Raw genomic sequence first — 25,783 nt, forward strand, 5'->3', positions numbered from 1 at the left:
ATCACTGTCAAAAAGAAAAAAGATGAACATCAGAATATTGTTACCACAAGCATTGTTATTACTGGCGCTCCTGGGAACCTGGGGCTGTCAGAAAGATTTCTTAGATATCAATCCCACCGATCAGGTGCCCGCAGAAACGACCTGGCAGGACGGACCACTGGCCGAAGCTTTTGTAACCGGTATTTATAACCAATACCTGGGCGTGGGCGGTTTTACAGAAGAAATGCTGGCCAGCTTCAGCGATGAAGCGGTGTTCACGCACACCGGCCGTAATATTAATACCGTGAACGAAGGCAGCGCCAGTCCCAGCAATGTAGGCTTTGTGCCGGTCGGTTATGAATGGCAGAATATGTACAACGGGATCAGGGCCACCAACCTTACCCTCGAAAAGCTGGCCGCTCTTCAAATTGATACAGCACTGGCCAACCGGCTGAAAGGCGAAGCGCATTTTTTACGAGCCTTTTTCTACCAGCAATTATTAAGATATTATGGAGGCGTGCCACTGATCACGAAGACATACGGACTGGATGAAGATTACAGCGCACCCCGTAACACTTACGAGGAATGTGTCAACTTCATCGTAGCAGATTGCGACTCCGCCTCGTGGTTGTTGCATGAGAAAGACATGGCCGAAGGCCGTACAACGGTGCTGGCGGCGCTTGCACTGAAATCGCGGGTTTTATTATACGCGGCCAGCGACCTGCATTACCTGCCGGTCGCCACTGCCAAATTCCCGGAACTGGGAAGCCATCCTAATCCTGAACTGTTTGGTTATGCCGGCGGCAGCCGCGCAGAAAGATGGCAAAAAGCAAAGCAAGCCGCACAGGCTGCACTCGATCTTGGTGAAGGTTATCAACTCGATCTTGCGGCGCCCGTCTCAGCCGAACAAGGCCGGCTCAACTACATGTCGATTGCCATGGGTGGTTATAGTAAAGCCCTGGGAATAGATGCCAATGCTGGTGAAGAAATTATATGGGGCCGGTATTACAATTTAAATGTCAATACGGGCGCAGGCGTGAGCATAGGTTTGTATAACGGGCCAAATGGTTATCACAATTGGGCAGGCAACACGCCTATCGGCATTTTCGTGGACGACTTCGAAATGAGCGACGGCACCCGGTTTAGCTGGGAAAACGCGACCCACAAGGCAGCGCCTTATCAGAACCGGGACCCGAGATTTTATGCCACTGTGCTTTATGACGGCGCAGACTGGAAGCCGCGGAACCTGGTGTCGGGCAATGTGGATCCGGCCAACCAGATACAGACCGGCAAATACGATCTGATCCAGGGCGGCTCTAAGATCACCTTCAACGGGCTGGACACACGAAGCAGTTCGATCGAAGACTGGAACGGCAGCCGCACCGGCTATTATATGAGAAAGTTCATTGACCCTGACCCCAAAATCGCCGAAGCCAATACCAAACAGTTGATTCCCTGGCCCTTTATAAGATATACGGAAGTGGTATTTAACTTTATAGAAGCTTCCCTGGAACTGGGCGAAGAAGGGCCTGCCAGAACCTGGCTGAACCGGATCCGCTTCCGCTCAGGAATGCCGGCTATACCTGCTACCGAGACAGGAGCCGCATTGAAAAACAGGTACCGGAACGAAAAAAGAATTGAAATGAGCTACGAGGAACAGCGCTATCACGATGCCAGACGCTGGATGATCGCTCCCGAAACGCTGGGCAGAAAGCTTACTTTTATCAATATCACCGGCACTTTCAAGGCAGGAAAACAGTTAGCGAGCCCTTACAGGCATGATGAAACGATCTATAATTACATATATACGCCCACGACTGAAGTCGCACACGAAAACAGGAAATGGGTGAACAAAATGTATTATGCGCCCATCACGCGCGACGAGATCAATAAGAATACGGCGCTCGTTCAAAACCCCGGCTATTAAAATCAGGCCATAACATTTAAAAGCTGTTCAAGGTTATCGCTTGAACAGCTTTTTTTTATGACAGAAACTTCGAAGCTTACTTATTTGTAAACCACAGTCCATCATGATTCGGTGATTTCGACAAAACCCGTCCGGCTGGCCGGAGACACCGAAGATAGATCCTTTAAGTGCAGGGGATGCCTCGGCTGCGCTCGGCACGACGGTGTTAGCAGCAATGAATTCTGAAGAATAGCGAAGAAAAATATATGTCACACTAGCCTTTGAAAATTGACGAGACGGCTCCTAGCACCTGTATAGAGATTTTCCCACTTCATTCCTCCGACTTCGAACTTCGGTCCCCCGACTTCGGACTTCCGGACTTTGTTCCTCCGACTTCAGTCAGAGAATAGCAATTTTCCACATCCTCCGGCAAGGCAACAATTCCTCTCGCAATTATGTTACTTTTGTCACAGGAGTTATCATGGATAAATTTATTGTTTCAGCACGTAAGTACAGGCCTCAGAATTTTGATACCGTTGTGGGTCAGCAACATATTACCACAACGCTTAAAAATGCCATCAGGCAAAACCAACTGGCGCATGCCTTCCTGTTTTGCGGTCCGCGGGGTGTCGGTAAAACGACCTGCGCCCGGATCCTGGCCAAAACGATCAACTGTGAACAACCCACAGCCGATGGGGAAGCTTGTAATGAGTGTCGTTCCTGTGTTTCATTCAATCAAGGCAGTTCGTTAAATATCCATGAACTCGACGCCGCGAGCAACAACTCTGTCGACGATATCCGGACGCTCGTAGACCAGGTGCGGTTTGCACCCCAGGCCGGCCGGTATAAAGTGTATATCATAGATGAGGTACACATGCTGAGTTCGGCTGCTTTCAACGCCTTTCTGAAAACGCTGGAAGAGCCACCCCCCTACGCCATTTTTATCCTGGCCACCACGGAGAAACACAAGATCCTGCCTACGATATTGAGTCGCTGCCAGATCTTCGACTTTAAGAGGATCACGACAAACGATACCGTCGAGCACCTGGAAGATATTTGTAAAAAGGAACATGTTCAAACGGATAAAGCGTCCCTGCAACTGATCGCTCAGAAAAGCGAAGGCTGCATGCGCGACGCCCTCAGTATTATGGACAAGATCGTCAGCTTCAGTAACGGCGAGATCAGTTACGCCAACACGCTGGAGCACCTGAATATCCTGGACGAAGACTATTATTTTCGGTTGATGGACTACATGCAACAGCAGGACCTTTCGGGAGCGATGCTATTGTATGAAGATATTAACCGCAAAGGCTTTGAAGGCGACCTCGTGTTGAACGGCATGGCATCCTTTATCCGTAATTTATTGGTGAGCAAAGACGAAAAAGTAGTTGCTTTATTAGATACCGTAGAAAGCTTCAAAGAAAAATATATCACTACTGCCCGCCAGGTTCCTGCGCCGCTTTTGATCAGCGCGTTGAATGTGCTCAACGAATCGGAGATCAATTACCGCTCCGCCCGCAACAAGCGGCTGCATGTGGAGCTGACGCTGATAAAGCTCTGCTACCTTCAACAAGCGATGCAGGTGTCAATGGACGAACAATCCTTATCAAAAAAAAAACTAGTTGAGTCAAAGGGGGCACTGGCTTTCCGGCAAATCCAGCCGGTAGCGTTAAGGTCCGCATCCGCCAAAAACAAACCTCGTCAACAAGAGGCTGCGGCTAAGCTCACGATTTCCCGCGATGCTGAACCCGAGCCGCAACCGGCGTCTCAGGCGGCAGCCCCAGCGCCATCTGTACAGCAGGCGCCTGCCGAAACAAAGCCTGTTGGTTCCAAAAAGATCAGCAGCCTGGAAAAACTGAGAAAGCAGTTCAAACAAATCGCACCGGAGAAAGAAGATATCCCGCTGGAAGAAACAGCACTCATGCAAGCCTGGCAAAAATTCACGCAGGCATTGAGGGACAACAGGAACCCGGCCGCGCAAAGCTTCTCTCTGGCCAGCGTCAAAATTGTAGACGCTAATTCCTTTTATGTATACACCTCCAATCCGCTCGAAAACAGGTTCGTCGAAATCACCAAAAACGAGGCGGCAGAATTCTTAAAAGAAGAATTGCAAAATGCCCAGCTACAGATCTTCAACGTCATCAATCCCAACCTGCAGGTGCAGGAAGAGGAGATTGAAAAGCCGTTAACAGCCGTCGATCAATATAAAAAAATGGTCGCGAAGTATCCGCTGGTGCAACAGCTGAAGGACAAATTAAAACTGGAATTGGGAAGATAGTCACATGGTCAATGGTCCATGGCCCATGGTCCATCGATTCTAAGTGATCCATCATTTTAACTCGTCAACTTTACATATAATTCACTAATTTCGGGCGAAATATTTTAGATACATGGCTGATAAAATTTTAATGCCCCGTTTGAGCGATACTATGACTGAAGGGGTGATTGCTGCATGGCATAAAAAAGTAGGGGACAGCGTTAAAAAAGGCGACTTACTGGCTGAAATTGAAACAGATAAGGCCACAATGGAGTTGGAAAGTTATAAAGACGGAACCATTCTATACCTGGGCGCAGATGCCGGTGGAAAACTGCAGGTGGATGACCTGATGGTGATAGTGGGCGACGCAGGAGAAGATATTTCCGGCCTGGTGAATGGGAAGTCGGGAGGCGAGTCAGCTCCGAAAGAAGAAAAGAAGCCAGCCGCTGAAGCGCCCGCAAAAGAAGCGCCCCAAACAGCCGCCGCTCCTGCCGCTGATGTATCAAAAATGGATGAAGTGGTATTAATGCCCCGGCTAAGCGACACCATGACCGAAGGGGTCATCGCAAGCTGGGCTAAAAATATTGGCGACGACGTTAAAAAAGGTGATTTATTAGCTGAGATCGAAACAGACAAGGCTACCATGGAGCTGGAAAGCTACAAAAATGGTAAGTTATTGTACCAGGGCGCCAAGGCGGGCGACAAGATCCAGGTAAACGACCTCTTGTGTATCATCGGCGAAGAAGGTAGCGTGAATGTAGATGAGATCGTGGCAGCGGTAAAAGGCGGCGCAGCTCCTGCGAGCGCAGACAACCGCAGCGGCGATGTCGAAGCTGGCGAAAACACAGCTGTAAAGCAAGGGGAAGGACAGCCTGCGGTGAAAGACGAAGCGCCCGAAACTACTTCTGTGAGCAGCACCGGCGAAAATGGTCGCATCAAAGCATCACCTCTTGCCAAAAAACTGGCAGCTGAAAAAGGCATTGATCTGAAAGCGGTACAAGGTTCCGGTGACGGCGGACGGATTGTAAAATCTGACATTGATAATTACAAACCATCTGAAGCCAAGCCTTCTGCGCAGCCTGCGAAAGCCGCTGCTGCGGCTCCGGCAGCACCAGCCGGCCAGGTTTCCTTCGAAGACGTTCCGGTGTCTCAAATGCGCAAAACCATTGCCCGCCGCCTTTCAGAAGTGAAATTCTCTGCACCTGAGATCTACCTGACCATGGAAATCAACATGGACAAAGCGGTAGCAAGCCGTGCACAACTCAACGAAATTTCTCCGAACAAAATATCTTTCAACGACCTGGTGATCAAAGCCTGTGCTGTTGCCTTGAAGCAGCATCCTGCTATTAACAGCAGCTGGCAGGGCGAAACGATCCGTATCAACCATCATGTAGATATTGGCGTAGCAGTGGCCGTGGATCAGGGCCTCCTGGTACCCGTGGTACGTTTTGCCGATACGAAATCCTTATCCCAGATCGCTGGTGAAGTGAAAGAACTCGCAGGACGTGCTAAAGCGAAAAAATTAGCACCTGCTGAATGGGAAGGCAACACCTTCACGGTTTCCAACCTGGGAATGTTTGGCATTGAAGAATTCACGGCCATCATCAACCCTCCTGCTTCCTGTATTCTCGCGGTAGGTGCCATCAACCAGGTACCGGTAGTGAGAGACGGACAAATCACCGTTGGCAATATCATGAAAGTAACATTGACCTGCGATCACCGCGTGGCAGACGGAGCGGTTGGAGCAGCATTCCTTCAGACGCTGAAGAGCCTGCTGGAAGAGCCATTGCGGATGTTGGTATAAATTATTTCAGCTTCATATCAAACGCCGCATTTGTGAAATGCGGCGTTTCTTTTTAAACGACTTTAAAACCATTGAGTGATATGCAAATCCTACAAGTAGGCCCCTCACAAGGACACCTGGTTTACAGCCTTTTTAATGAATACCGGATCTTCTATAAACAGCCCTCTGATATCGACGTGGCCAAACGCTTTATCGAACAACGCCTGCTCAATAACGAATCTGTTATTTTCGCTGCAGTAATGGAGGGTCAGTCAAAAGCGGCAGGGTTCACCCAGCTATACCCTTACTATTCCTCGGTACGCGCGGCTAAAAACTGGATCCTGAATGACTTATATGTGGATGCCCGTCACAGGAAAAAAGGAATAGGTCGGGCGCTGATCCAGGCAGCTATCGATTTTACTTCGGAAACCGGGGCCACTTTCCTGCAATTGGAAACTGCCGCAGATAACGATACGGCACAAAGGTTGTATGAACAAATAGGGTTTGTAAAACACCACCCCGGCACTGATTTTATCACCTACAGGATCGCTATTTGAGCTGAACAACACCTGTCAAATAATTTGCAATGAATAAGAAAACACTGGTATTAGGCGCATCAGAAAATCCGTCACGCTATGGCAACATGGCTTTGAAAAGACTGCGCGCTCATGGACATGAAGTAGTGGCGATCGGCCGCCGTGAAGGCCAGGTCGGCGATGTGGCGATCCACAAAACAAAGCCCGAAGCAGCGGATGTCGACACCGTGACGATGTATATGAACGATCAGAACCAGAAAGAATATGAAGAGTATATTCTATCGTTAAAACCGAAACGGATCATATTTAATCCGGGCGCAGAAAACAGGGAGCTGGCTAAAAAGGCCGCTGAACAAGGCGTTCAAACGATCAACGCCTGCACTTTAGTGATGTTGAGCACGGGCCAGTATTAAAGACGACGGTTATAGCAACAATCAGTGTGCGCTTTGGGAAGGCAGTTAAAGTCCTGCCTTCCAACAACCTTTTAACTACTTATTGTTACGCTCCAGTAGGAAGCGATAAAAAGCCAGCTTGTCCTTAAGTCTAAAAACCTGCTTGCTGAGCCTCTTGTTTGCGCCAAGCATGATTTTGTTTTGGATATTTATGATTTTAATCCGTTGACGTATTATCTTGAGCGTCTGCAATTGAGCAGCAATTACTTTATCAAGATCGGATTCCGGCATACTCATCTTTATAATTTTATCGTTAAAAAATATTTATTATTTTTTGTCTTAAAAGCATTCATTTAAATATTAAAAAGCATTTTTTATTCAAATTCTTACTTATTCGAGCTACCTATATTTGTTTCCAGGTAGTTATTCAAGTGATGGAAAAACAGGTTTATAATCGGATAAAGGCGGTACTGGCCGAAAAGGGCAGGACCAACAACTGGTTGGCAGATCAGCTAGGGATGAACAGAACTACCGTATCGAAATGGTGCCGAAACGACATGCAACCTCGCGTGGAAACCTTATTTCTGATAGCAAAAATGCTTGAAGTGGATGTTAGACAATTGCTTGTGAGTTCGATGGATGAAGCGTTTTAAGCACCTGAACTGTTGCTAAAACTTTTTAAGCGTTTGCTGATTCTGATTCGACGTTTAAGAACCAACAGGAAAGCAGTTTTTTTAAACCGGAAGCGTTGTTTTATTTATCTACAAATCAAGCACTTTTTCCTTTATCATTGTGAACGGGAACTTAACAAATCAAAGAGATACGGTACGAAAAAGAGTCAGCCAGAAGGCGTGGTTGCTTACCTCCAAAAAAGAGAGCACACTGACCCGAAATCGTGCATCGACAAAGCGCAACCTCAACCTGAAGTACCTGAAAGATCTCCCTTTTCGGAAGCAAATATTTGCGGGTTCCTGACGTCAGATAAAATAATCAGCGGGCTATAGCTGCCTCCTGTGTGTCGCCATTTCTATCTGTTTACCTGATATTTTTGACGATGTTTCAAACTTCCTGTAGAAGGCCAATTACCTTAACATAGATAGTTTACATGGGTGCATAACATTTTTTAAGTTTATGATGTCTTTTTACCGCAGTGCACGCAAAGAATACACAAAGAACACTAAGTGAATAGCTGGATGACACTGACAGCAGGCAACTTCGATACTTTGACCCGTTCCGGACGTATCCGGCGCTGATCCCAACCTATCCGGCAGGGTTCCGCGCTGATCCATACCATTGTTATAATCATTCGTCGCAGTTGCCGACCTTTCTGAAGCGGTTCTATATCGCTATCGTGAAGTACTAAACCGCTCGCTCCAGGGTGTTTCGCCCCGAAATATACATTCCGGACCTCTAAATATAAAGTAGCACAACCTGTCCGAACCAGTTCCAGACCTGTTGGGATGGTTCAGGAAGCCGACGGAACTATTTCGGCAACCCATTGAACGGAGCAACATTATAAATATTTTTTAAAATTTCATTTTATTTTAATATATTGCAATACAACCAAAGCAGAAAACATGAGAACACACCCTATCACCACGGCCAGGTTTGCTTGCTTAGCCACTTTAATTATCATTTTATGCTGCACCTGCCAGCGGCAGGATGTATTGCTTCGCTCCGATCCTATTGACCAGCAAAAGGCGCGAGCTTGGTTGCAGAAAAACGGCCTGGGCTATAAGAACGGTACGATCACGGTGCAGGGTGCCGATGGACAAATGCTTACCGGCCAGTTGGACTGGAGCAAAGCGAGCCAATATAACTGGCAGGGCAGAGATTATATGGATGTGCCTTACAAGTTTGACCGCTATGGCTACTGGATTCCGGGTAGTGATGTGATTGCCCCGGCTTCTTTTAATTTAGTGTTGCGAAAAGGGGATGCTACTGGTTTTGAGGGTGCGATGCGCACGACTATTTACGAGCCTGAAGCGGAAAATATGGTGACAGGCGAAAAACAACCGGCATTGCTACAGACCTATCAATATTTGGACGGCGGCGATGGGAATGTGTGGCAAAGTGAAGGCAGTTATAATGACGTCCGGGCGGTGCAGCGCATTGAGTTGACGCAGGAGGAAATGCTTCTTATGAAAAGGAAAATGCAACCAGGGACGTCAACAGTGCGGAGGGTTGCGCAACAATGCGAGGTAACGGCTATTACCACTTATGCTACTCATTGTTATTACGCAACGCCTGAACACGAAGCGGATCAGCATGCGACCTGCTATTCACTTCCGACGACCACGTATGTCACCACCTGCGACGAAGACCCTAATCGCTATTTCACAGGGGGTGGAGGAGGAATCCCGCCTCCGCCTCCGTTTCCGCCGGCGCCACCTCCAATAAATGTGCCACCGGAGATAACGCCGTTGGAAGATCCTTGTGATGAAGTAGCAACGTTAGCACAAGATCCTACCTTTAACACAGCAATGAAGGCTCTGAAAAATTCCGTGACGGAAAACAAAGAATATGCGGGAATATATAAAATTAATCCTGAGACCAAAAAAATTGAGGACTGGGCGGCTATATCTGGTTTAGAAAACGCAGAAGGTATTGCCTTTGGTGCTTCAGAACCCTTTGATGGTATTTTGCATAGCCACTACACCGGTCTATTATCAGTATTTTCCGTTAGCGACTTATACACTTTTGCTAACCTTTATAGGCGAGGATTAATTAGAAACACTTCTACATTCACCATGGGTGTTGTAACGGCGTCGGGAACTCAATACTTGCTTAAGATCGACGACATTAAAAAATTTGGTGAATTTGCAACAAATATTGTGGACAACTCAAATCAAAATGCATTTGAAGTGTTGGCCGATAAAATATTTAAAATAAAGACTACAAATAGCAATAGCTCAAATGAAGCTGGATTTTTAAACCTTTTGCAACAAGCTAAAACCGGACTTCGTTTATTTAAGGGTGACTCAGATTTCAAAACCTGGAAACCTAAAAAAATAAACGAAAAAGGTGATGTTGTAGATGACCCTTGTAAAAATTAAAGTTATTATGAAACAAATACTCCTATTAATAGCAATACATCTATGTATCAGTCAGATCTCAAACGCTCAAAACCCGGCAGCGTCCAATACAAATTATTCCAATCCAAACCTTGATAAGTTTGTTGGCACCTGGGTCTGGACAAGTGGCACAGACACATTAACAATCGTGCTGAATAAGGAAAATGTTTTATTACCTTTTCTTGAAGACACAAGAATGGATGTGATTATCGGATATCATCTATATAAAAAGGGAAATACAGTTATAGAAAATTCCCTCATGCATGCCCGCAGCACCTATACGGACAAGCGTTCAACAATATTTGTTTCAGGCGATACAGATAGTTTGAATCTCTTGACCGGCTCACTCAAAGACATTAGTAAAAATAAACTGGTGAATATCAGGCTAAGCCTTAATAGCACGAATAATCAGTTAAAATGGCATATTAAAAATATGCCTGGATTGAAACTGGCGCCATTTGATTGGGACTTTACACTTCCACAGTCTATAACCTTAAAAAAACAATAGCAACTGATGTAACTACTCATATTTCAGACAGCTATTAAAAGCGATGCTATCTTCGCCGCATAAAAGCTTAATCATTTGTTGAGCAATCAGTACAGTATTTAAAATCTTTCCCCGTGCGTGGCTTTGATAATTTTTTTTGTTAACCAGGGCATTTTCTTTAATGCTCCCACGAACAAATTGGTTTGCCAGGTTTTTCCAAAATTAGACTGCACCATGCGGCCGATTTGAAGGCGATTAGAGAATTGCCCGCTCCATTTGGTTTCATACATAGCAAGCATTTCACTCAAGGTATAGCGCTGTTGAAGATAGGCATCTGCCAGGCCCGAGAAGATCTTGCCGCCGTGCATCGCCATGCTCATGCCATTGCCGCACAAGGGCGTGATCATACCGCAGGCATCACCCGCTAAAGGAACATTATCGTGGACAACCGTCTTTTGGTCAAACGAAATTTGCGAGATTGACACCGGCTGATCATACAAAAATTCGCTGTGCTCAAACAGGTATTTCAAATGCCGGTTCTGATATAAAAGTTGCCGCTCCATTTCCTGAATGCTCCCGGCGCTCTGAAGCGCGGCAGCCGTAGTGAGATAACAAAGGCAGTACCGGTCCGCCTCGATCTTAGAGATGCCGCAGTACCCGTCTCTGAAATTGTGCAAGGCAATGGTGTCGTGAGGAAAATCGGTTTTGATGTGGTATTTAATACCGACATAATTATTGAGCGCGTTGTGCTTCCGGGCCACAAAATCGCGCTTCCATTTGATGTCCAGGTTACTGCGTTTGCCAAAACTCCCCAAAGCCAGCTTCACGCAATACGTATCGGCACCGGCCTTTATTCTGTAGGTATTCTTATCAAACACGATATCATCCGCCTTCCTGCCCTCTATCACTTCGACGCCGAGCTGCTTTGCACGTTTGCACAACAGATCATCGAGCAGGTATCTGCTGATGCCAAAACCGCCCAGATCCAGATCAGCATCAAGCACAGAACCGTTGGGCGCACTCACCTTCAACTTCCGGATCATCGGCAACTCCATGGCAGACAAGTCGAGACCAGCATTCACCAGATATTCCCAGCTTTCCAGGCTGATATATTCACCACATACGCGATGAAACGGGTAATGATTCTTCTCTAAGAGAATAACACTATATCCCTTCTTCCTTAGTTGAATGGCAGATGTCAACCCCGCCAGTCCCCCGCCCACAATGCCTATATCGTAATCCGTTACGCTCATTTTTTGCAGACGATTAAATGCCGGAAGGCCCAGGCCCATTTCACTTTCGCGTTTGGCAATCCGGCTGTACGCAGCAGTAGCTCCCATTCCTTTTGTTTGAACCCCCGCAAAACAGACATCGGTGCGTCGTTTTTGACCAGGTATGACTTTGAACACCATTGGGTGAGCAGCCGGATGCTGTGATAAGCCAGCGGATGACGGTGCAGGTCATTAATAAAAAAGCCGGAAGCAGCTTGTTGATCCATCCATTGGAGCATCTGTACCAGTTGCTCGTCCGTAAAATGGTGACAAAAAAGGGCGTTGAAGATAATGTCCGGCGTTTGATCGAATATGAAATCCCTATAGTCGCTGTCCGCAAATTGAATATCCAAATGGCCATAACGGGTGCGGGCAAAAGCCACGCAATGCGGATTGATATCGATGCCCAACAAACGCACGGTAACGCCGTGTTGTTCACACCATTTGTGGATGACGGCAAGATTGTCGCCGCCGCCGCATCCGATCTCACAAACGAATACCTGTTTCCTGTCGCCCAGCAACTGCTTAAACCCCTTGATAGTTATGGCATGACCGCCCAGCAAGGTGTTAATTGTATTTAACTCGCGCATGTTCTGCCTGATATCAGCGAAAGGTATTGCCGGGTCGTCCAGCAATTCTTTTTCATTACTTCTTGTTGAGAAATCAGGCATATCAGTTACCGGGACGGTCGTTGAATGATTATTGGTGCAGGTAGAATGTTTCCAGCGTCAGGCCCGGACCGAAGGCCATCCCCACAACATGGTCGGAAGTGTCGTTAACCGTTTGCTTCATGATCTTCTCTAAAACAAACAGCACAGTGGGACTGCTCATATTTCCGTACTCGCGCAACACTTCGTAACTCTGCTGCAGTTGCTGCCTGTTAATATCCGTGCCCCGTTCTATCGCTTCAAGGATGCGTTTTCCGCCGGGATGCACGCACCAGCTGTTGATAGCATCTGCATCAATCCCGTAATGTTGAAGCGCATTTTTAACGATGGTATCGCATTTCTGCTCCAGGATGTCTGGCACGTTATGCGTGAGTGTCATCAGGAAACCATCGGCGGAGATCTTCCAGGCCATATCTTTCAACCCTTCAAAATTGATCTCGCTGTAAAAACCATTTATTTCCCAGCCTGACCTTTCACTTTCCGAATGCTCTACCAATACAGCCGCAGCACCATCGCCGAAAATGATCGTGCTCGTAATATTGTCCATGGTTTTATGCTTCTGAAAGTGCAGGGTGCATAATTCAACACATACCACCAGGACTTTTGCGCCCGGATCGGAAGCCGCGATATAATGCGCATGCTTCAGCCCATGAATCGCGGCATAGCACCCCATAAAATTTACTGAAGTCCGGTAGATGTCTGATCTTAATCCCAATTGCTGGATGATCAGCAGATCAAGGCCCGGCGCCTGCATACCGGTGCAACTCACCGTGATCAGGTGGGTAATTTCCGAAGGTTCCATTCCCTCCGGCAGACATTTTTGAATTACTTCAAGAGAGAGATCCAGCGCGGCCGTATCATAAATCTTCAGACGATCTTCCAGGCTTTTCGTTTGATGCGAATCACCTTCACCCATCAACAATTCACTACGACCATTGTCCAGGTTAAAGTCAGGGACCGCTGCATACCGAGTTTCAATGCCGCTCGATCTATACATAAACCGCAGCACGCGATCTTCCTCTTCAGTATCTGCATGAAATGATTTTACCACGTCGTAGATCTGCATTTGTGTCTGTTTGTACCGGGGCACAGCAGTCGCTATGGAAGTAATTTTGCTCATATAAATTGTAGATGACGAATGATGAGCAAGAAGTAATCATTAAAAGGCACCATTACCTGCTAACCTCAAACGCCAATGTTATCAATACTTATTGATTATTAAAATAGTGACAAATGCTATCGTGTTACAGACAGAAGCCACATAATTCATTTTCATTAAATTTTTGAAATTGGCATGCTCCATGTCTTTAATGACCTTAAGATACCAATTAGCAAAGTAAAAACCTACCGGCAACATTGCAAGGCCGTATGCCAGGAGCCCATAGTCCTGGTTGGTTTTCATTAAATATAGAGTAAGCAATAATAGTGCAATAAAAAGCACTATACCGCAAAAAATAAAAGTGCCTCTAACGCCTAGTACATAGCTCAGCGTGGTCACACCATCTTCCCGGTCCTGCCGGTGCTGATACACCTGTGTGAGCGGGTACGTTCCACCGATCAGCAAAGACGTAATCGCTGCGGGAAACACCACTTGTTGTAGCTCCATTGCCTCGCTGATGCTGGCGCTGACTATGTAATAGACCAATGCCCCCTGGCAGAGAATGACCGTCAGGTAGCCTGCTACGGGGTATTTCTTTAACCTGACACCGCGATAGCTATATAACCTGGAGGCTACAATGTAAACGAATACGCCAATCGCAACAGGAAGGTTGATGATCAAAGATAATCCCACAGCAAGAATGTCCATCACCAGGCTGACAAAGAACAGTTGCCGGTCCACCGGAAGCGGCTGCTCTACCCCCCCGATGCTGCCCGTGTCGCGGTCCATATAGGAGTTGTAGCCATTGCTGGATGGGTATACCAGCAGATGAAGAATACAAAAGATGAGCACAGCACGAGGCACATGAATAACATCGGCCTGGCTCAGTGCGAACCAATAGACGGGCATCAGAAAGAGAGAAAATCTGAAACGCAAATGTTGTATCGTCGATTTGTGAAGCAACTTATCGGCGTAATTATAAGTCTAATATTCGAACTTTCTATAATTTTACCTAAAATATTCATTTTTACCTAAATAATTGTGTTATGATTAAAAAGACTTTACTGCTATTTTTTATATTAACTGTATATACTACTTCATTCGGTCAAAACCTTACTCCTACTGACGCGGGCAGCAGGGTATCGTTTGTGATCAAAAACCTGGGCTTCGATGTAGATGGTAGCTTAAAAGGTTTAAATGGTAAAATCAATTTTGATCCTAAAAACGCAGCTTCAGGCTCGTTTGATGTAACCGTGGATGTGAACACGATCAATACCGGCAATGAAAAAAGGGATGCGCACCTGAAAAAGGACGACTTTTTTCACGCAGAAAAATATCCGACTATCAACATTAAATCAACGCGCATCGTGCCCAAAGGCAATGATGTATATTTCGCAAAGGCCGTGCTGACCATGCACGGTGTGTCCCACGATATCCAGTTCGACTTCATTGCTAAGCCTGTAAGCGGAGGCTATAATTTCAAAGCTGGTTTTACCCTGAACCGCCGCGATTATGGCGTTGGAGGCAGTAGCCTCGTCATGAGCGACGACGTTAAAGTTATTCTCGACGTGGTGGCGAAGAAATAACGGACATCGCTTCGTGAAATTTTAAATTATCTTTGAGCTATGAAGTTTTCAGAGCTGGATCTAAATAAAACCTACACTTACGCAGATTATCTCAAATGGCAATTTGAGGAAAGACTGGAGCTGATCAAAGGGCGCATTTTTAAAATGAGTCCGGCACCCCGCCGTATTCATCAAAAAGCCAGCGTCATTATACTAAATAAGCTATACAACTTTTTACAGGGCAAGCGATGTGATGTATATAGTGCCCCCTTTGATGTGCGCCTGCCTCGCAAGCTGAAAGATGACGAAGAGATTATCACCGTTTTGCAACCCGACATATGTGTGATCTGCGATCTGGAAAAGTTAGATGACCGCGGATGCATTGGAGCTCCCGACATCGTGGTGGAAATATTGTCTCCCGGCAACAATAAAAAAGAACTTCAAAACAAATACGAGGTATACGAGGAAAGCGGTGTGAAAGAGTACTGGATCATTCATCCTGATGAAAAGACTTTCCTGAAGTATACGCTTGATAGCGCCGGCAAGTACCAGCCATCACGGTTGCTCACCCTTGGCGATGTAGTAACCACCCCGGTTTTACAAGGCTTCGAAATGAGCCTTGATGATGTCTTCAATTTAGACTAACCAGACAATCCAAAAAATGCATCTGATTGACCGCATGGTACGGAAGCCGGACGGCAAGTTCCCGATTTATCCGGCCACCCACACTTGCGCATTAATCCTTGATAAATTATTATCTTCAACCCATGTTAGTGAAGATAAACGGCAGCGCTGTTTACGGCGTTGAAGCTATACCTATTACCGTCGAAGTGAACTGGATGATGAGCGGCAAAGATCCTTCCCTTGTGGGTTTACCGGATAGTGCCGTCAAAGAAAGTTTACAAAGAGTCGAAAGCACCATTAAAACGAATGGTTATGATATGCCGCGTACGAAAGTGGTTGTCAACCTGGCTCCTGCGGACATCAAAAAAAGCGGCACGGCTTTCGATCTTCCCATTGCGATAGGCATCCTGGCAGCTTCTGAACAGATAGCCAATGTGGAAGCCATTTCCCGTTATGTGATCATGGGCGAACTCAGCCTCGATGGCGAGATCCGGCCTATCAAAGGTGCTTTGCCGATTGCCATCCAGGCCCGCAAACAGGAATTCAAGGGACTGATCGTACCCACCGCCAACGCGCGGGAAGCGGGAATGGTTAATAACCTCCAGGTATATGGCGTCAATCATATTAAAGACGTGATCAGCTTTTTTGAAAGTGAAGAGAAGGGCCTTGAACCTGTTGTAGTAAACACACGTGAAGCCTTTTTTCATTCTCAATATGACTTTGATATCGATTTCGCGGATGTGAAGGGACAGGAAAATATTAAACGTGCATTGGAAATTGCCGCTGCCGGTGGCCACAATGCGGTGCTGATCGGCCCGCCGGGCGCGGGCAAGACCATGCTGGCTAAACGGCTCCCGACGATCCTGCCACCGCTCACCCTTCAGGAGGCGCTGGAAACCACTAAGATCCATTCAGTCGCAGGAAAGCTTCCTGAAAATGCAACACTGATCTCCAGACGTCCTTTCCGGTCTCCACATCATACCATTTCCGACGTGGCCCTGGTGGGCGGAGGCGGCAATCCCCAGCCGGGCGAGATATCGCTGGCCCACAACGGTGTCCTGTTTCTCGACGAACTCCCCGAGTTTAAACGAACCGTGCTGGAAGTCATGCGCCAGCCTATGGAGGAGCGACGGGTGACCATTTCGCGCGCCAAAGTAGCACTCGACTTCCCGGCCAGCTTCATGTTGATCGCTTCGATGAACCCCTGCCCCTGCGGCTTCTATAATCACCCGGAGAGGGAATGCACCTGTCCGCCGGGCGCCGTTCAGAAATACCTGAATAAAGTGTCAGGACCACTGCTCGACCGGATTGATCTTCATGTAGAAGTGACGCCGGTGCCCTTCAGCGAGCTGGCCAGCATCCGGAAAGAACAGAATTCTGAAAGCATCCGCGAACGAGTGATCAAAGCTCGCGAGACGCAGGCCGCCCGCTACAAGGATCATCCGGGTGTATATGCTAACGCGCAGATTAGCAGCAAAATGTTGAAGGAGATCTGCGCGATTGACAACGTAGGCCATATGTTGCTGAAGGCAGCGATGGAGAAGCTGAATCTTTCCGCACGCGCCTATGATCGTATTCTGAAGGTCTCCCGCACCATCGCTGACCTTGAAGGATCGGAAAAGATAAAACCAGAATACCTGGCCGAAGCGATCCAATACCGGAGCCTGGACCGGGAAAGCTGGGCGGGGCGGTAGTGGCGGAAGTATATCTTTTTCAACGCCTTAACTGAATTTGTTAATAGGAAGCAGCCGTAGATATGGTAAGTTCAAATCTGGTAAACTTTGTTACTAGGTATTTGTTAGATATTCGCATTAATACTTTGACTACCTTATGCGCATACTCTTACACTATCTGAAACCTTATAAATGGTTGGTGGCGTTCGCCTTGTTTTTGGCCTCCATCAACCAGATCTTCTCCTTGTTTGCCCCGATGATCAGCGGTAAATTACTGGATCTTTTTGCCAATCATCCTCATTATTTTGATAAAGCGCGAACGGAACCAAGGACAGAAACGCAATACCTTTTCGGCACAGACCAGTATCACGGCCTTTTCTATTACCTGATGCTATTGATCGGTACCGCCATGGTAAGCCGAATTGCCAAAGCTTTTCAGGACTACTTCGTGAATGTGGTTATTCAAAAATTTGGGGCAACGATTTTTACGGACGGTCTGAAACACTCCATGCGCCTGCCCTACCAGGACTTCGAAGACCAACGAAGCGGGGAAACGCTGTCGATTCTCACCAAAGTCCGCACCGACACTGAAAAGTTTATCAGCAGCTTTGTGAACGTATTTTTCGTGATCATCGTGAGTATCGTGTTCGTATCCGTCTACGCCTTCCAGTTACATTGGAGCATCATGCCGGTGTATGCGCTCGGGATCTTCTTTATTGCGTTGGTGACCAGCCTCCTGAGTAAAAAGATCAAGCTGATCCAAAAAAACATTGTAAAAGAAACGACAGCCCTGGCGGGTACTACTACCGAGAGCCTGCGCAATATCGAGATCGTGAAAAGCCTGGGGCTTACCGGCCAGGAGGTCACCCGGCTCAATAGTAATACGTTTAAAATATTAAAGCTGGAGCTACGCAAAGTGAAAAGCATCCGCTCGCTGAGCTTTATCCAGGGAACGCTGGTCAACTTCCTGCAGCAGGTCATCGCATTCACCTTATTGTGGCTGATCTTTAAAGATGAGATCACACCGGGTCAATACCTTTCGCTCTCCTTCTACGGCTTCTTCCTGTTCGGACCGATGCAGGAGATTGGAAACGTGATCCTGTCTTACCGGGAAGCAGAAGCCTCTTTACAGAACTTTCACAACCTGATGCTGAAGAAAGTGGAGCCTCAACCTTTACAGCCCCGGCCATTGGGCATCTTGCAGGAACTGGAGTTCCGGAACGTATCTTTTCAGCACCAGACAGCACATTTTAAAGCGCTGGACAATATATCATTTGATGTAAAGAAAGGAGAAACGATTGCATTTGTGGGGCCAAGCGGTTCGGGCAAAAGCACGCTCGTGAAATTGCTGGTGGGTCTGTATCGCCCGAAAGAGGGAAATATTTACTACGACGGTATAGAAGGCGATGAGATCGACTTTGATGAACTGCGCCGGCAAATAGGTTTTGTAACGCAGGACACCCAGCTGTTTGCCGGAACGATCAAAGAAAATTTATTGTTTGTCAACCCGATGGCAACAGATGAAGATCTCCAGGCAGCCCTGAAGAAAGCCAGCTGCACCAGCTTGTTGCAAAGAGCGGAAAACGGCATTGATACGATGTTGGGAGAAGGAGGCTTAAAGTTAAGTGGCGGTGAAAAGCAACGGATCGCCATCGCACGGGCGTTGCTTAGGGATCCGCATTTGTTAATTTTTGATGAAGCCACTTCGGCTTTAGATTCCATCACGGAAGAAGAGATCACAAAAACAATCCGCGACGTATCCTCCAAGGGAAGCCAGATCACCGTGCTGATTGCACACCGGCTCAGTACCATTATGCACGCCGATCGCATTTATGTTTTAGAACGCGGCGAAGTGGCCGAAACCGGCAGTCACGACGAACTGATCGGAAAGAAAGGACTTTATTACGCCATGTGGCGGCAACAAATCGGGGAAAGACGAAAAACCGGCAGCCCTGTGTCGGCATGAGTTATATCTGGAAGGAAGCGTTAAAAATGGCAGATAGTATCTGAATATTTCGAGCGCTTTAGCGTAATTTTATAGAGTTAAAAAAAATATGATGAACGTAGCTGATAAAGATTTACGCGAACAGGTAAAGCGATTTATTGACCATGCTGATATGAAAGTGGTAGAAATGGTATATACCTTACTGGAAGCGAACTCGGGTGGTGATCACGACTGGTGGCAAACGTTACCGGAAAATATCAGACAGGAGCTTGATGATTCTATCGCTGAAGCTGATGCAGGTAAGACTTTTACCCATGAGGAACTAAAGGAAAAGCACCCCGAATGGTTTATAAGATAGTATGGACACAAAAAGCACTTCACAGCTACCTTCAGAATATACATTATCTTGAACATTACTGGACGGAAAAAGAAGTCAGGGCATTTATTCTTTTAGCAGAAAATCGTTTAGATACCCTGAGAAACCAGCCATACAGTGGCCAGGTAGGCAATAATAAATTGGTAGTTATCCGTCGCGCTGTGTTGCATAAACGTGTAGTGCTTATTTATCGGATACGGGAAACACAGAAGGAAATTGAGTTACTCCTATTTTGGAATACTTACCAAAACCCTCGCAAGCTAAAGATATAATCGTCTTATTTTTGCTTTTCGGATCATTTTATCAAAAAAGAGATTTACCATTAAATGCTTTTTTCAAAAAATTCGAATCTTCTCTTATCTATTACTGGAGCGCTCCTTTTATGGGCCGCCTGGCCCACGTCGCCATTGACCTTACTGATCTTTATCGCGTGGTTACCGATGCTGTTTATCGCACACAACGCCAATAGCTGGAGAAGGTTTTTTGGCTACGCCTATATTCACATGGTATTATGGAACGTGCTGACGACCTGGTGGGTGGCTAAAGCCAGCGCCATTGGCGGCGTCAGCGCTTTTTTTGCCAACAGCCTCATCATGTGCGTGCCCTGGCTGTTATATTTTTTAACCATCCGGTACGTCAAAAATTTTCTGGCAACTGCATCCATTATATTTTACTGGCTGGCCTTTGAATATCTTCATCATAACTGGGACCTGAGCTGGCCCTGGCTGAGCCTGGGCAACGCCTTTGCCACACACCCCGGATGGGTTCAGTGGTATGAATACACGGGCACCTCTGGCGGAAGCTTGTGGGTGATGCTGAGTAACATTCTCGTGTTTCACCTGCTCCGGCTCTATCGGACGGAGGGACGCACGCTGCGCTATTTCGGCACAGCAATTTCATGGATCGCTGTGCTTTTTGTTCCCATTCTCGCTTCGCGATTTATCAAAAATGATCTGACCCTGCTGCATAATAAATACAATGTAGTGGTCGTTCAACCGAATATCGACCCCTGGGGCGAAAAGTTTGAAGCCGGCAGCGGGGAGGCGCAACTCCGGAAATTAATATCCTTATCAGAACAACAAATGGACCAACAGACCGCTCTGATTGTTTGGCCGGAGACCGCGATCCCTTTTCAGACCGACGAAACTCACCTTAAAGAAGATTTTGCGCTTGCTCCCTTGTGGCAGTTTTTAAAAGATCATCCGCAGGTCAATTTATTGACAGGCCTCGAGGGCTACAGAACGTTCCCCGAAAAAGTTAGTCGCTTTGCCCGGCCGCTGCGCGATGGCAGCGCTTTTTATGAAATGTATAACAGCGCGGTTATGCTCGACAGTAGCCAGGCGCAGATCTATCACAAGTCCAGACTGGTACCGGGCGTCGAAGTTTTACCCGGCTTCCTGGGCTTTATGGCGCCTGCATTTGAAAAATTCGGAGGCACGGGCGGCGGCTATGCGCGCGATACCGCTACGCATGTCTTTACTACCAGCAACAAAACCTTTGCGGTTACCCCGGCTATTTGTTATGAAAGTATTTATGGTGATTTCCTGTCGGATTTCAACCGTAAAGGTGCCAACCTGATTTGCATAGTAACCAATGATGGATGGTGGGGAGACACACAAGGTTATCAACAACACATGAACTACGCCAGACTGCGCGCCATAGAAAGCCGGAAATGGGTGGCAAGGAGCGCCAACACAGGCATCAGCTGCTTTATCGATCCGTTCGGCAACATCATACAACAACTTCCCTGGGACGTGGATGGAGCGTTGAAGCAAACCGTTCCTGCTTATATAACAGATACATTCTACACGAAGCACGGTGACTGGCTTTCCAAACTGGTGTCCTTCCTGGCTGCGGCATTATTGTTGTTGACAATAACCAAAGTATGGATCGAAAAACGGAAGATCAGGCAAGATCAACGAGGCAGCGATAAGATCGCCTAATATTGTCTCATAAAACATTTCCGGTTCATGATCAAACTATGTTTCCCATTCATGAGATAGGGGAATGATATAATTCCTCCACTCACATAAAAATTTTTTATGGAAAGAAAAACCACTTCTGTTGAAGGTAAAGTGATTAGTTATATAAGTGCAGGAGACGGCCATGCGGCACTGTTGCTGCATGGCTTTGGCGCAGATAGCTCGGCGTGGAAAGAGCAGATAGATTATCTCAGTGAAAATTATCTTGTTATTGCACCTGACCTCCCGGGCATCGGCGGGTCAGAACTGACAAGTGATACCAGCATGGAAGGTCTTGCTGAGTTGATAAAGGAAATTCTGGATCAGGAAGAAATAGAACAAGCCGCGGTAATAGGTCACAGCATGGGCGGCTATGCCACATTAGCTTTCGCTGAAAAATATCCCGAACGCTTAACCGGCTTCGGATTGTTTCACTCTACTGCCAAAGCAGATGACGAAGAGAAAAAAGCCAATCGGCAGAAAGGCATTGACTTCACCAGGAAACATGGTGCCGTCGCCTTTCTCGAAACAACCGCCCCAAAGATGTTTTCAGAAACGACTAAAAAAGAAAAAACAGATCTGTATGATCAATTTATGAAGCAGCTGCCGGATATGAGCAACGAAGCGGTCATTAATTATTACGAAGCCATGATGAAAAGGGAAGACAGAACGCAAGTGCTGAAGAATGCAAAGGTTCCGGTACTCTTTGTTTTCGGCGCGCAGGATGAAATTATTCCGCTCGATAAGACCATCGGGCAGGCGTCTTTACCGTCAATATCAACTGTTCATATTCTGAAAAACTCAGCCCATTTAGGGATGATAGAAGAGCCGCTTGAGTCTGGAAAAGTGATTGAAGATTTTTTATCCGATATTTAGCCTCTGAAATAACATTAACAACATGGAGAAGATTGCTTTAATCACGGGCGCTACTTCCGGCTTCGGAGAAGCATGCGCCAAAAAATTAGCTGCTAACAATTACGACCTGATCATTACCGGCCGCCGGAAAGACCGGCTGCACCAGTTGTCCGAATATCTTCGGGAAACATATGAAACCAGGGTATTGTCGCTGACTTTTGATGTAAGAAATAAAAATACAGTGGCCGCCAATATCAACGCATTGCCTAAGGAGTGGCAACGCATCGACCTGCTAATTAATAATGCAGGCCTGGCTTTGGGCCGTGACAATTTTGACGAAGCCAGCATTGATGATTGGGATGTTATGATCGATACAAATCTGAAAGGTCTTGCGTATGTAACCAAGGCCGTGTTACCCTTAATGATCAATGCGGGGCAGGGACATATCTTCAACATCGGTTCTATTTCCGGGAAGGAAGTATACGCACAAGGGAATATGTATTGCGCCACGAAGCACGCTGTGGGCGCCTTAAGCGAAGCCATGCGCATCGATCTGCTGAAGTATAATATCAAAGTGACTGCGATTCATCCCGGCGCGGCAGACACCGAATTCTCCAATGTCCGGTTTAAGGGAGATAATGAAAAAGCGTCAAAAGTATATGAGGGAATGAAACCGCTTGTAGCGGAAGATGTGGCGGATATTATTTATTATTGTGCCGGCCTGCCACCGCATGTATGTATCAACGATCTGGTAGTTACGTGTACGCAGCAGGCGAATAGTTTTTACACTTATAAAAAGACCGAAAGTCAGTAAGCCCGGAAGACCAAAAGGGTATTTGCTGCGGCAATCGCCTTCCCGGAATGCTTACAACTTTCGACCTGGATTAAGAGGTAATCCGATCTACTAAAACTATTTTAATTAACAAGATTTATCAGACCTCGGACTTCCGACTTCTGTCTCCGGACCTCCGACTTCGGACTTCCGACTAACAACAACAATGGCAGTAAAATTTGGCGTAATAGGTAGTGGTAGCTGGGCAACGGCGCTGGTTAAAATACTTACCGATAATGGCAACAAAGTGAATTGGTGGGTAAGAAATAGCGCCTCGGCGGCTTACATCAAAAAAAGGTCTCACAATCCGCATTACCTTACATCCGCCGTTTTAAAAACAAAATTATTGAAGATCGAACCGGACCTTACGAAAGTCGTGGCCGCTTCGACGGTGCTTATTGTGGCTGTACCCTCTGCTTATGTAACAGAGACGTTGTCTGTTTTAAGTAAGAATGATCTTAAAACAAAAAAGATCCTCTCGGCTGTTAAAGGCATCCTGCCCAAAGAGAATGTGTTACTGAACGATTACCTGGCAAAATATTTCAATGTACCGCTGACCAGTTACTTCGCGGTGTTAGGCCCTTGCCATGCAGAAGAAGTGGCAGCGGAAAAACTGTCTTACCTCACGTTCTCCGGGGTCGACGTTCCTCTTACTCAAAAGATTGCCTCTTATTTTGCATCGCCGGCAATCAACACCGTGGTGAATGATGATATACTGGGCGTTCAATACGCAGCCGTATTGAAAAATATTTATGCCCTGGGAGCAGGTATTGCGCACGGCCTGGACTATGGCGACAATTTTCAAAGCGTATACATTGCCAATTGCGCGGACGAAATGGCCGCTTTTTTAAGGATGTTCGGCGCAGCTCATATTACCGTGGGCGAACACGAAACGGAACCTGTCACCGGCGCGAGAGCCGCCAATTATGCGGCCTCTGTGTACCTGGGCGACCTTTTGGTAACATGCTACTCCCTTTACAGCCGCAACCGGACTTTTGGCAACATGATCGGCAAAGGCTATTCCGTACAGGCAGCAAAACTGGAATTGAATATGGTAGCCGAAGGATATAACGCTGCGAAATGTATTTACAATATCAACCGGAAAATAAAAGCGGAGATGCCCATTGCCGACAGCATTTATAAAATACTTTGGGAAAAAATTCCGCCAGCTACCGGCTTTGAAATGATCGAAAAAGTATTGGTATAAAGAATCCAGATTTACCCGGACCGTTCCCGGATATTATTCATCGAAGAATAGATCAGCGGCAATGCCATCTGCAAACAGCTTCCCTTCATTTGTCAGTCGCAACGATCCATTCGTATCCACCAGGCGACCCTGATCGATAAACTTTTGAGCCTGTTTCTTTAAAACGCCGGCCTGATCAGGAGCAATACGCCTCCATTCGATGCCTTCACTGGTTCTGAGCGCAATCATAATGTACTCGTTGACTTGCTGCACGGGCGTTAACCGTTCGCTTTCAACAGGCAATTCACCTTTATTAATAGCATCGATGTATTGTTGATTGTTCGCCACGTTCCATTGCCTTTCCGACCCGTTAAATGAGTGCGCAGACGGACCCAACCCGATATAAGGTTTGCCCTGCCAATATGATCCGTTATGCCTGCTTCTGAAACCCGGCCGCGCAAAATTGGAGATCTCGTAATGCTCATAGCCCGCATCCTGCAACCAGTTCATTAATAACAGGAATTGTTCAGACTGCAATCCCGGATCGACATCCTGCTTCTTTTGCTGGCGGATCAGTTTATCTAAAGGCGTCTTCGGCTCGACGGTTAATGCATAGCACGACAGGTGTGGAATATTTAGCCGGATAGCCGTCTCCACATTTTGCTTCCATTTCTCGTTCGTGAGTCCGGGCGTACCGTAAATAAGATCTATCGTGATGTTGTCAAAGTGCTTCAGCGCGAGCTCCAGGCCTTGTCTGGCCTGACCGGCATCGTGCGCACGGTTCATCCATTTCAGATCTTCCTCAAAAAAAGATTGAATCCCCATGCTCAGGCGGTTGACACCAGCCCGTTGCCACCCGATCAATTTATCTTCAGTAATATCATCCGGATTGGCCTCCAGCGTGATCTCTGCCGCGTCATTCACTTTATAGGTCGACCAGATCCGATTCAGCAGCCCGGCTACTTCTTCTACGGATAATAAACTGGGCGTACCGCCGCCAAAGTAGATCGTATTAACTGCCCCATCGTGTTGAGGCGCCACCAGCGCGATCTCTTTTCCGATCGCATCTAACAGCGGCTGCTTCTTTGCGAGAGAAGTCACAAAGTGAAAATTGCAATAATTACAGGCCTGTTTGCAAAAAGGTATATGTATGTATATGCCGCTCATGGTGAGAACTGGTCGATTGACTGTCGGATAAGAGTTGAGTAGGGTTTTACCTTGTATAGTAACAAGCTTCAACTACCGTTCAACAATTATTCAACAACTTTCAACTAATTTTACCTCCGTTGAAACCTGCAAAGATACGATACCTGC

Annotated in this window: 24 protein-coding genes; 18 read left to right on the top strand and 6 right to left on the bottom strand. The window is 46.8% G+C overall.

Annotation, left to right across the window (positions count from 1 at the left end; translation table 11 throughout):
• Positions 1 to 22: 22 nt before the first annotated feature.
• The 5 genes from ACU37H_RS06040 (at position 23) to ACU37H_RS06060 (ending at position 6,874) form a co-directional block, all read left to right on the top strand.
• Positions 23 to 1,906: a RagB/SusD family nutrient uptake outer membrane protein gene (locus ACU37H_RS06040; RefSeq protein WP_472705625.1), complete on the top strand. Its 1,884-nt coding sequence runs from the start codon at positions 23 to 25 to the stop codon at positions 1,904 to 1,906.
• A 460-nt stretch (positions 1,907 to 2,366) separates the two neighbouring features.
• Positions 2,367 to 4,163, top strand: a complete 1,797-nt coding sequence (gene dnaX, locus ACU37H_RS06045) for a DNA polymerase III subunit gamma/tau (RefSeq protein WP_472705623.1) — start codon at positions 2,367 to 2,369, stop codon at positions 4,161 to 4,163.
• Positions 4,164 to 4,275: 112 nt separating this feature from the next.
• A complete protein-coding gene (locus ACU37H_RS06050) occupies positions 4,276 to 5,946 on the top strand; it encodes a pyruvate dehydrogenase complex dihydrolipoamide acetyltransferase (protein WP_472705621.1) in 1,671 nt (556 codons plus the stop codon).
• A gap of 80 nt (positions 5,947 to 6,026) precedes the next feature.
• Complete coding sequence (locus ACU37H_RS06055; protein WP_472705620.1) at positions 6,027 to 6,482, top strand: GNAT family N-acetyltransferase; 456 nt, start codon at positions 6,027 to 6,029, stop codon at positions 6,480 to 6,482.
• Positions 6,483 to 6,511: 29 nt separating this feature from the next.
• Complete coding sequence (locus ACU37H_RS06060) at positions 6,512 to 6,874, top strand: CoA-binding protein (protein ID WP_472705619.1); 363 nt, start codon at positions 6,512 to 6,514, stop codon at positions 6,872 to 6,874.
• 75 nt (positions 6,875 to 6,949) lie between these two features.
• On the opposite strand, the gene ACU37H_RS06065 is transcribed toward ACU37H_RS06060, so the two are convergent.
• Positions 6,950 to 7,150, bottom strand: coding sequence for a hypothetical protein (locus tag ACU37H_RS06065; protein WP_472705617.1), 201 nt, complete (start codon positions 7,148 to 7,150; stop codon positions 6,950 to 6,952).
• 137 nt (positions 7,151 to 7,287) lie between these two features.
• Between ACU37H_RS06065 and ACU37H_RS06070 the strand changes: the two genes are divergently transcribed.
• From ACU37H_RS06070 to ACU37H_RS06080, 3 genes are all read left to right on the top strand, one after another.
• Positions 7,288 to 7,506 carry a helix-turn-helix transcriptional regulator gene (locus tag ACU37H_RS06070; RefSeq protein WP_472705615.1) on the top strand — a complete coding sequence of 73 codons (219 nt, stop codon included), beginning with the start codon at positions 7,288 to 7,290 and terminating at the stop codon, positions 7,504 to 7,506.
• Between the two features lie 924 nt (positions 7,507 to 8,430).
• Positions 8,431 to 9,909, top strand: coding sequence for a hypothetical protein (locus tag ACU37H_RS06075; RefSeq protein WP_472705613.1), 1,479 nt, complete (start codon positions 8,431 to 8,433; stop codon positions 9,907 to 9,909).
• A gap of 7 nt (positions 9,910 to 9,916) precedes the next feature.
• The gene (locus tag ACU37H_RS06080; protein ID WP_472705611.1) at positions 9,917 to 10,435 is read left to right on the top strand and encodes a DUF6705 family protein; all 519 of its coding nucleotides are present in this window, start codon (positions 9,917 to 9,919) and stop codon (positions 10,433 to 10,435) included.
• Positions 10,436 to 10,533: 98 nt separating this feature from the next.
• Here ACU37H_RS06080 and ACU37H_RS06085 read toward each other — a convergent pair whose 3' ends face one another.
• The 4 genes from ACU37H_RS06085 to ACU37H_RS06100 form a co-directional block, all read right to left on the bottom strand.
• On the bottom strand, positions 10,534 to 11,754 hold the full coding sequence (locus tag ACU37H_RS06085; protein ID WP_472705609.1) for an NAD(P)/FAD-dependent oxidoreductase: 1,221 nt from the start codon (positions 11,752 to 11,754) through the stop codon (positions 10,534 to 10,536).
• On the bottom strand, positions 11,664 to 12,356 hold the full coding sequence (locus tag ACU37H_RS06090; protein ID WP_472705607.1) for a methyltransferase domain-containing protein: 693 nt from the start codon (positions 12,354 to 12,356) through the stop codon (positions 11,664 to 11,666). Before ACU37H_RS06090 ends, ACU37H_RS06085 begins: the two co-directional genes overlap by 91 nt.
• A gap of 28 nt (positions 12,357 to 12,384) precedes the next feature.
• Positions 12,385 to 13,473, bottom strand: a complete 1,089-nt coding sequence (locus tag ACU37H_RS06095) for a type III polyketide synthase (protein WP_472705605.1) — start codon at positions 13,471 to 13,473, stop codon at positions 12,385 to 12,387.
• An 81-nt stretch (positions 13,474 to 13,554) separates the two neighbouring features.
• Entirely contained in the window at positions 13,555 to 14,388 is an 834-nt protein-coding gene (locus tag ACU37H_RS06100) for a UbiA family prenyltransferase (protein ID WP_472705603.1), read from the bottom strand.
• A gap of 110 nt (positions 14,389 to 14,498) precedes the next feature.
• Between ACU37H_RS06100 and ACU37H_RS06105 the strand changes: the two genes are divergently transcribed.
• The 10 genes from ACU37H_RS06105 to ACU37H_RS06150 all read left to right on the top strand — a co-directional run bounded on the left by ACU37H_RS06105 (position 14,499) and on the right by ACU37H_RS06150 (position 24,490).
• Complete coding sequence (locus ACU37H_RS06105) at positions 14,499 to 15,038, top strand: YceI family protein (RefSeq protein WP_472705601.1); 540 nt, start codon at positions 14,499 to 14,501, stop codon at positions 15,036 to 15,038.
• Positions 15,039 to 15,077: 39 nt separating this feature from the next.
• Positions 15,078 to 15,662: a Uma2 family endonuclease gene (locus ACU37H_RS06110; protein ID WP_472705599.1), complete on the top strand. Its 585-nt coding sequence runs from the start codon at positions 15,078 to 15,080 to the stop codon at positions 15,660 to 15,662.
• A gap of 122 nt (positions 15,663 to 15,784) precedes the next feature.
• A complete protein-coding gene (locus ACU37H_RS06115; protein ID WP_472705597.1) occupies positions 15,785 to 17,335 on the top strand; it encodes a YifB family Mg chelatase-like AAA ATPase in 1,551 nt (516 codons plus the stop codon).
• 136 nt (positions 17,336 to 17,471) lie between these two features.
• Complete coding sequence (locus ACU37H_RS06120) at positions 17,472 to 19,280, top strand: ABC transporter ATP-binding protein (RefSeq protein WP_472705596.1); 1,809 nt, start codon at positions 17,472 to 17,474, stop codon at positions 19,278 to 19,280.
• An 88-nt stretch (positions 19,281 to 19,368) separates the two neighbouring features.
• Positions 19,369 to 19,617: a hypothetical protein gene (locus ACU37H_RS06125; RefSeq protein ID WP_472705594.1), complete on the top strand. Its 249-nt coding sequence runs from the start codon at positions 19,369 to 19,371 to the stop codon at positions 19,615 to 19,617.
• Positions 19,602 to 19,907 carry a type II toxin-antitoxin system RelE/ParE family toxin gene (locus ACU37H_RS06130; RefSeq protein ID WP_472705592.1) on the top strand — a complete coding sequence of 102 codons (306 nt, stop codon included), beginning with the start codon at positions 19,602 to 19,604 and terminating at the stop codon, positions 19,905 to 19,907. Before ACU37H_RS06125 ends, ACU37H_RS06130 begins: the two co-directional genes overlap by 16 nt.
• Before the next feature lie 54 nt (positions 19,908 to 19,961).
• Positions 19,962 to 21,578, top strand: a complete 1,617-nt coding sequence (gene lnt, locus ACU37H_RS06135) for an apolipoprotein N-acyltransferase (RefSeq protein ID WP_472705590.1) — start codon at positions 19,962 to 19,964, stop codon at positions 21,576 to 21,578.
• Positions 21,579 to 21,677: 99 nt separating this feature from the next.
• Positions 21,678 to 22,472 (top strand): alpha/beta fold hydrolase, encoded by a 795-nt coding sequence (locus ACU37H_RS06140; RefSeq protein WP_472705588.1) that lies wholly within the window; start codon positions 21,678 to 21,680, stop codon positions 22,470 to 22,472.
• Between the two features lie 22 nt (positions 22,473 to 22,494).
• Complete coding sequence (locus ACU37H_RS06145; RefSeq protein ID WP_472705586.1) at positions 22,495 to 23,265, top strand: SDR family NAD(P)-dependent oxidoreductase; 771 nt, start codon at positions 22,495 to 22,497, stop codon at positions 23,263 to 23,265.
• Positions 23,266 to 23,449: 184 nt separating this feature from the next.
• On the top strand, positions 23,450 to 24,490 hold the full coding sequence (locus ACU37H_RS06150) for an NAD(P)H-dependent glycerol-3-phosphate dehydrogenase (RefSeq protein ID WP_472705584.1): 1,041 nt from the start codon (positions 23,450 to 23,452) through the stop codon (positions 24,488 to 24,490).
• 33 nt (positions 24,491 to 24,523) lie between these two features.
• Here the strand turns inward: ACU37H_RS06150 and hemW are convergent, their stop codons facing one another.
• Entirely contained in the window at positions 24,524 to 25,570 is a 1,047-nt protein-coding gene (gene hemW, locus ACU37H_RS06155) for a radical SAM family heme chaperone HemW (RefSeq protein ID WP_494407590.1), read from the bottom strand.
• Between the last annotated feature and the right edge of the window lie 213 nt (positions 25,571 to 25,783).

The organism is Niabella sp. ZPM-14 (genome assembly GCF_055693045.2).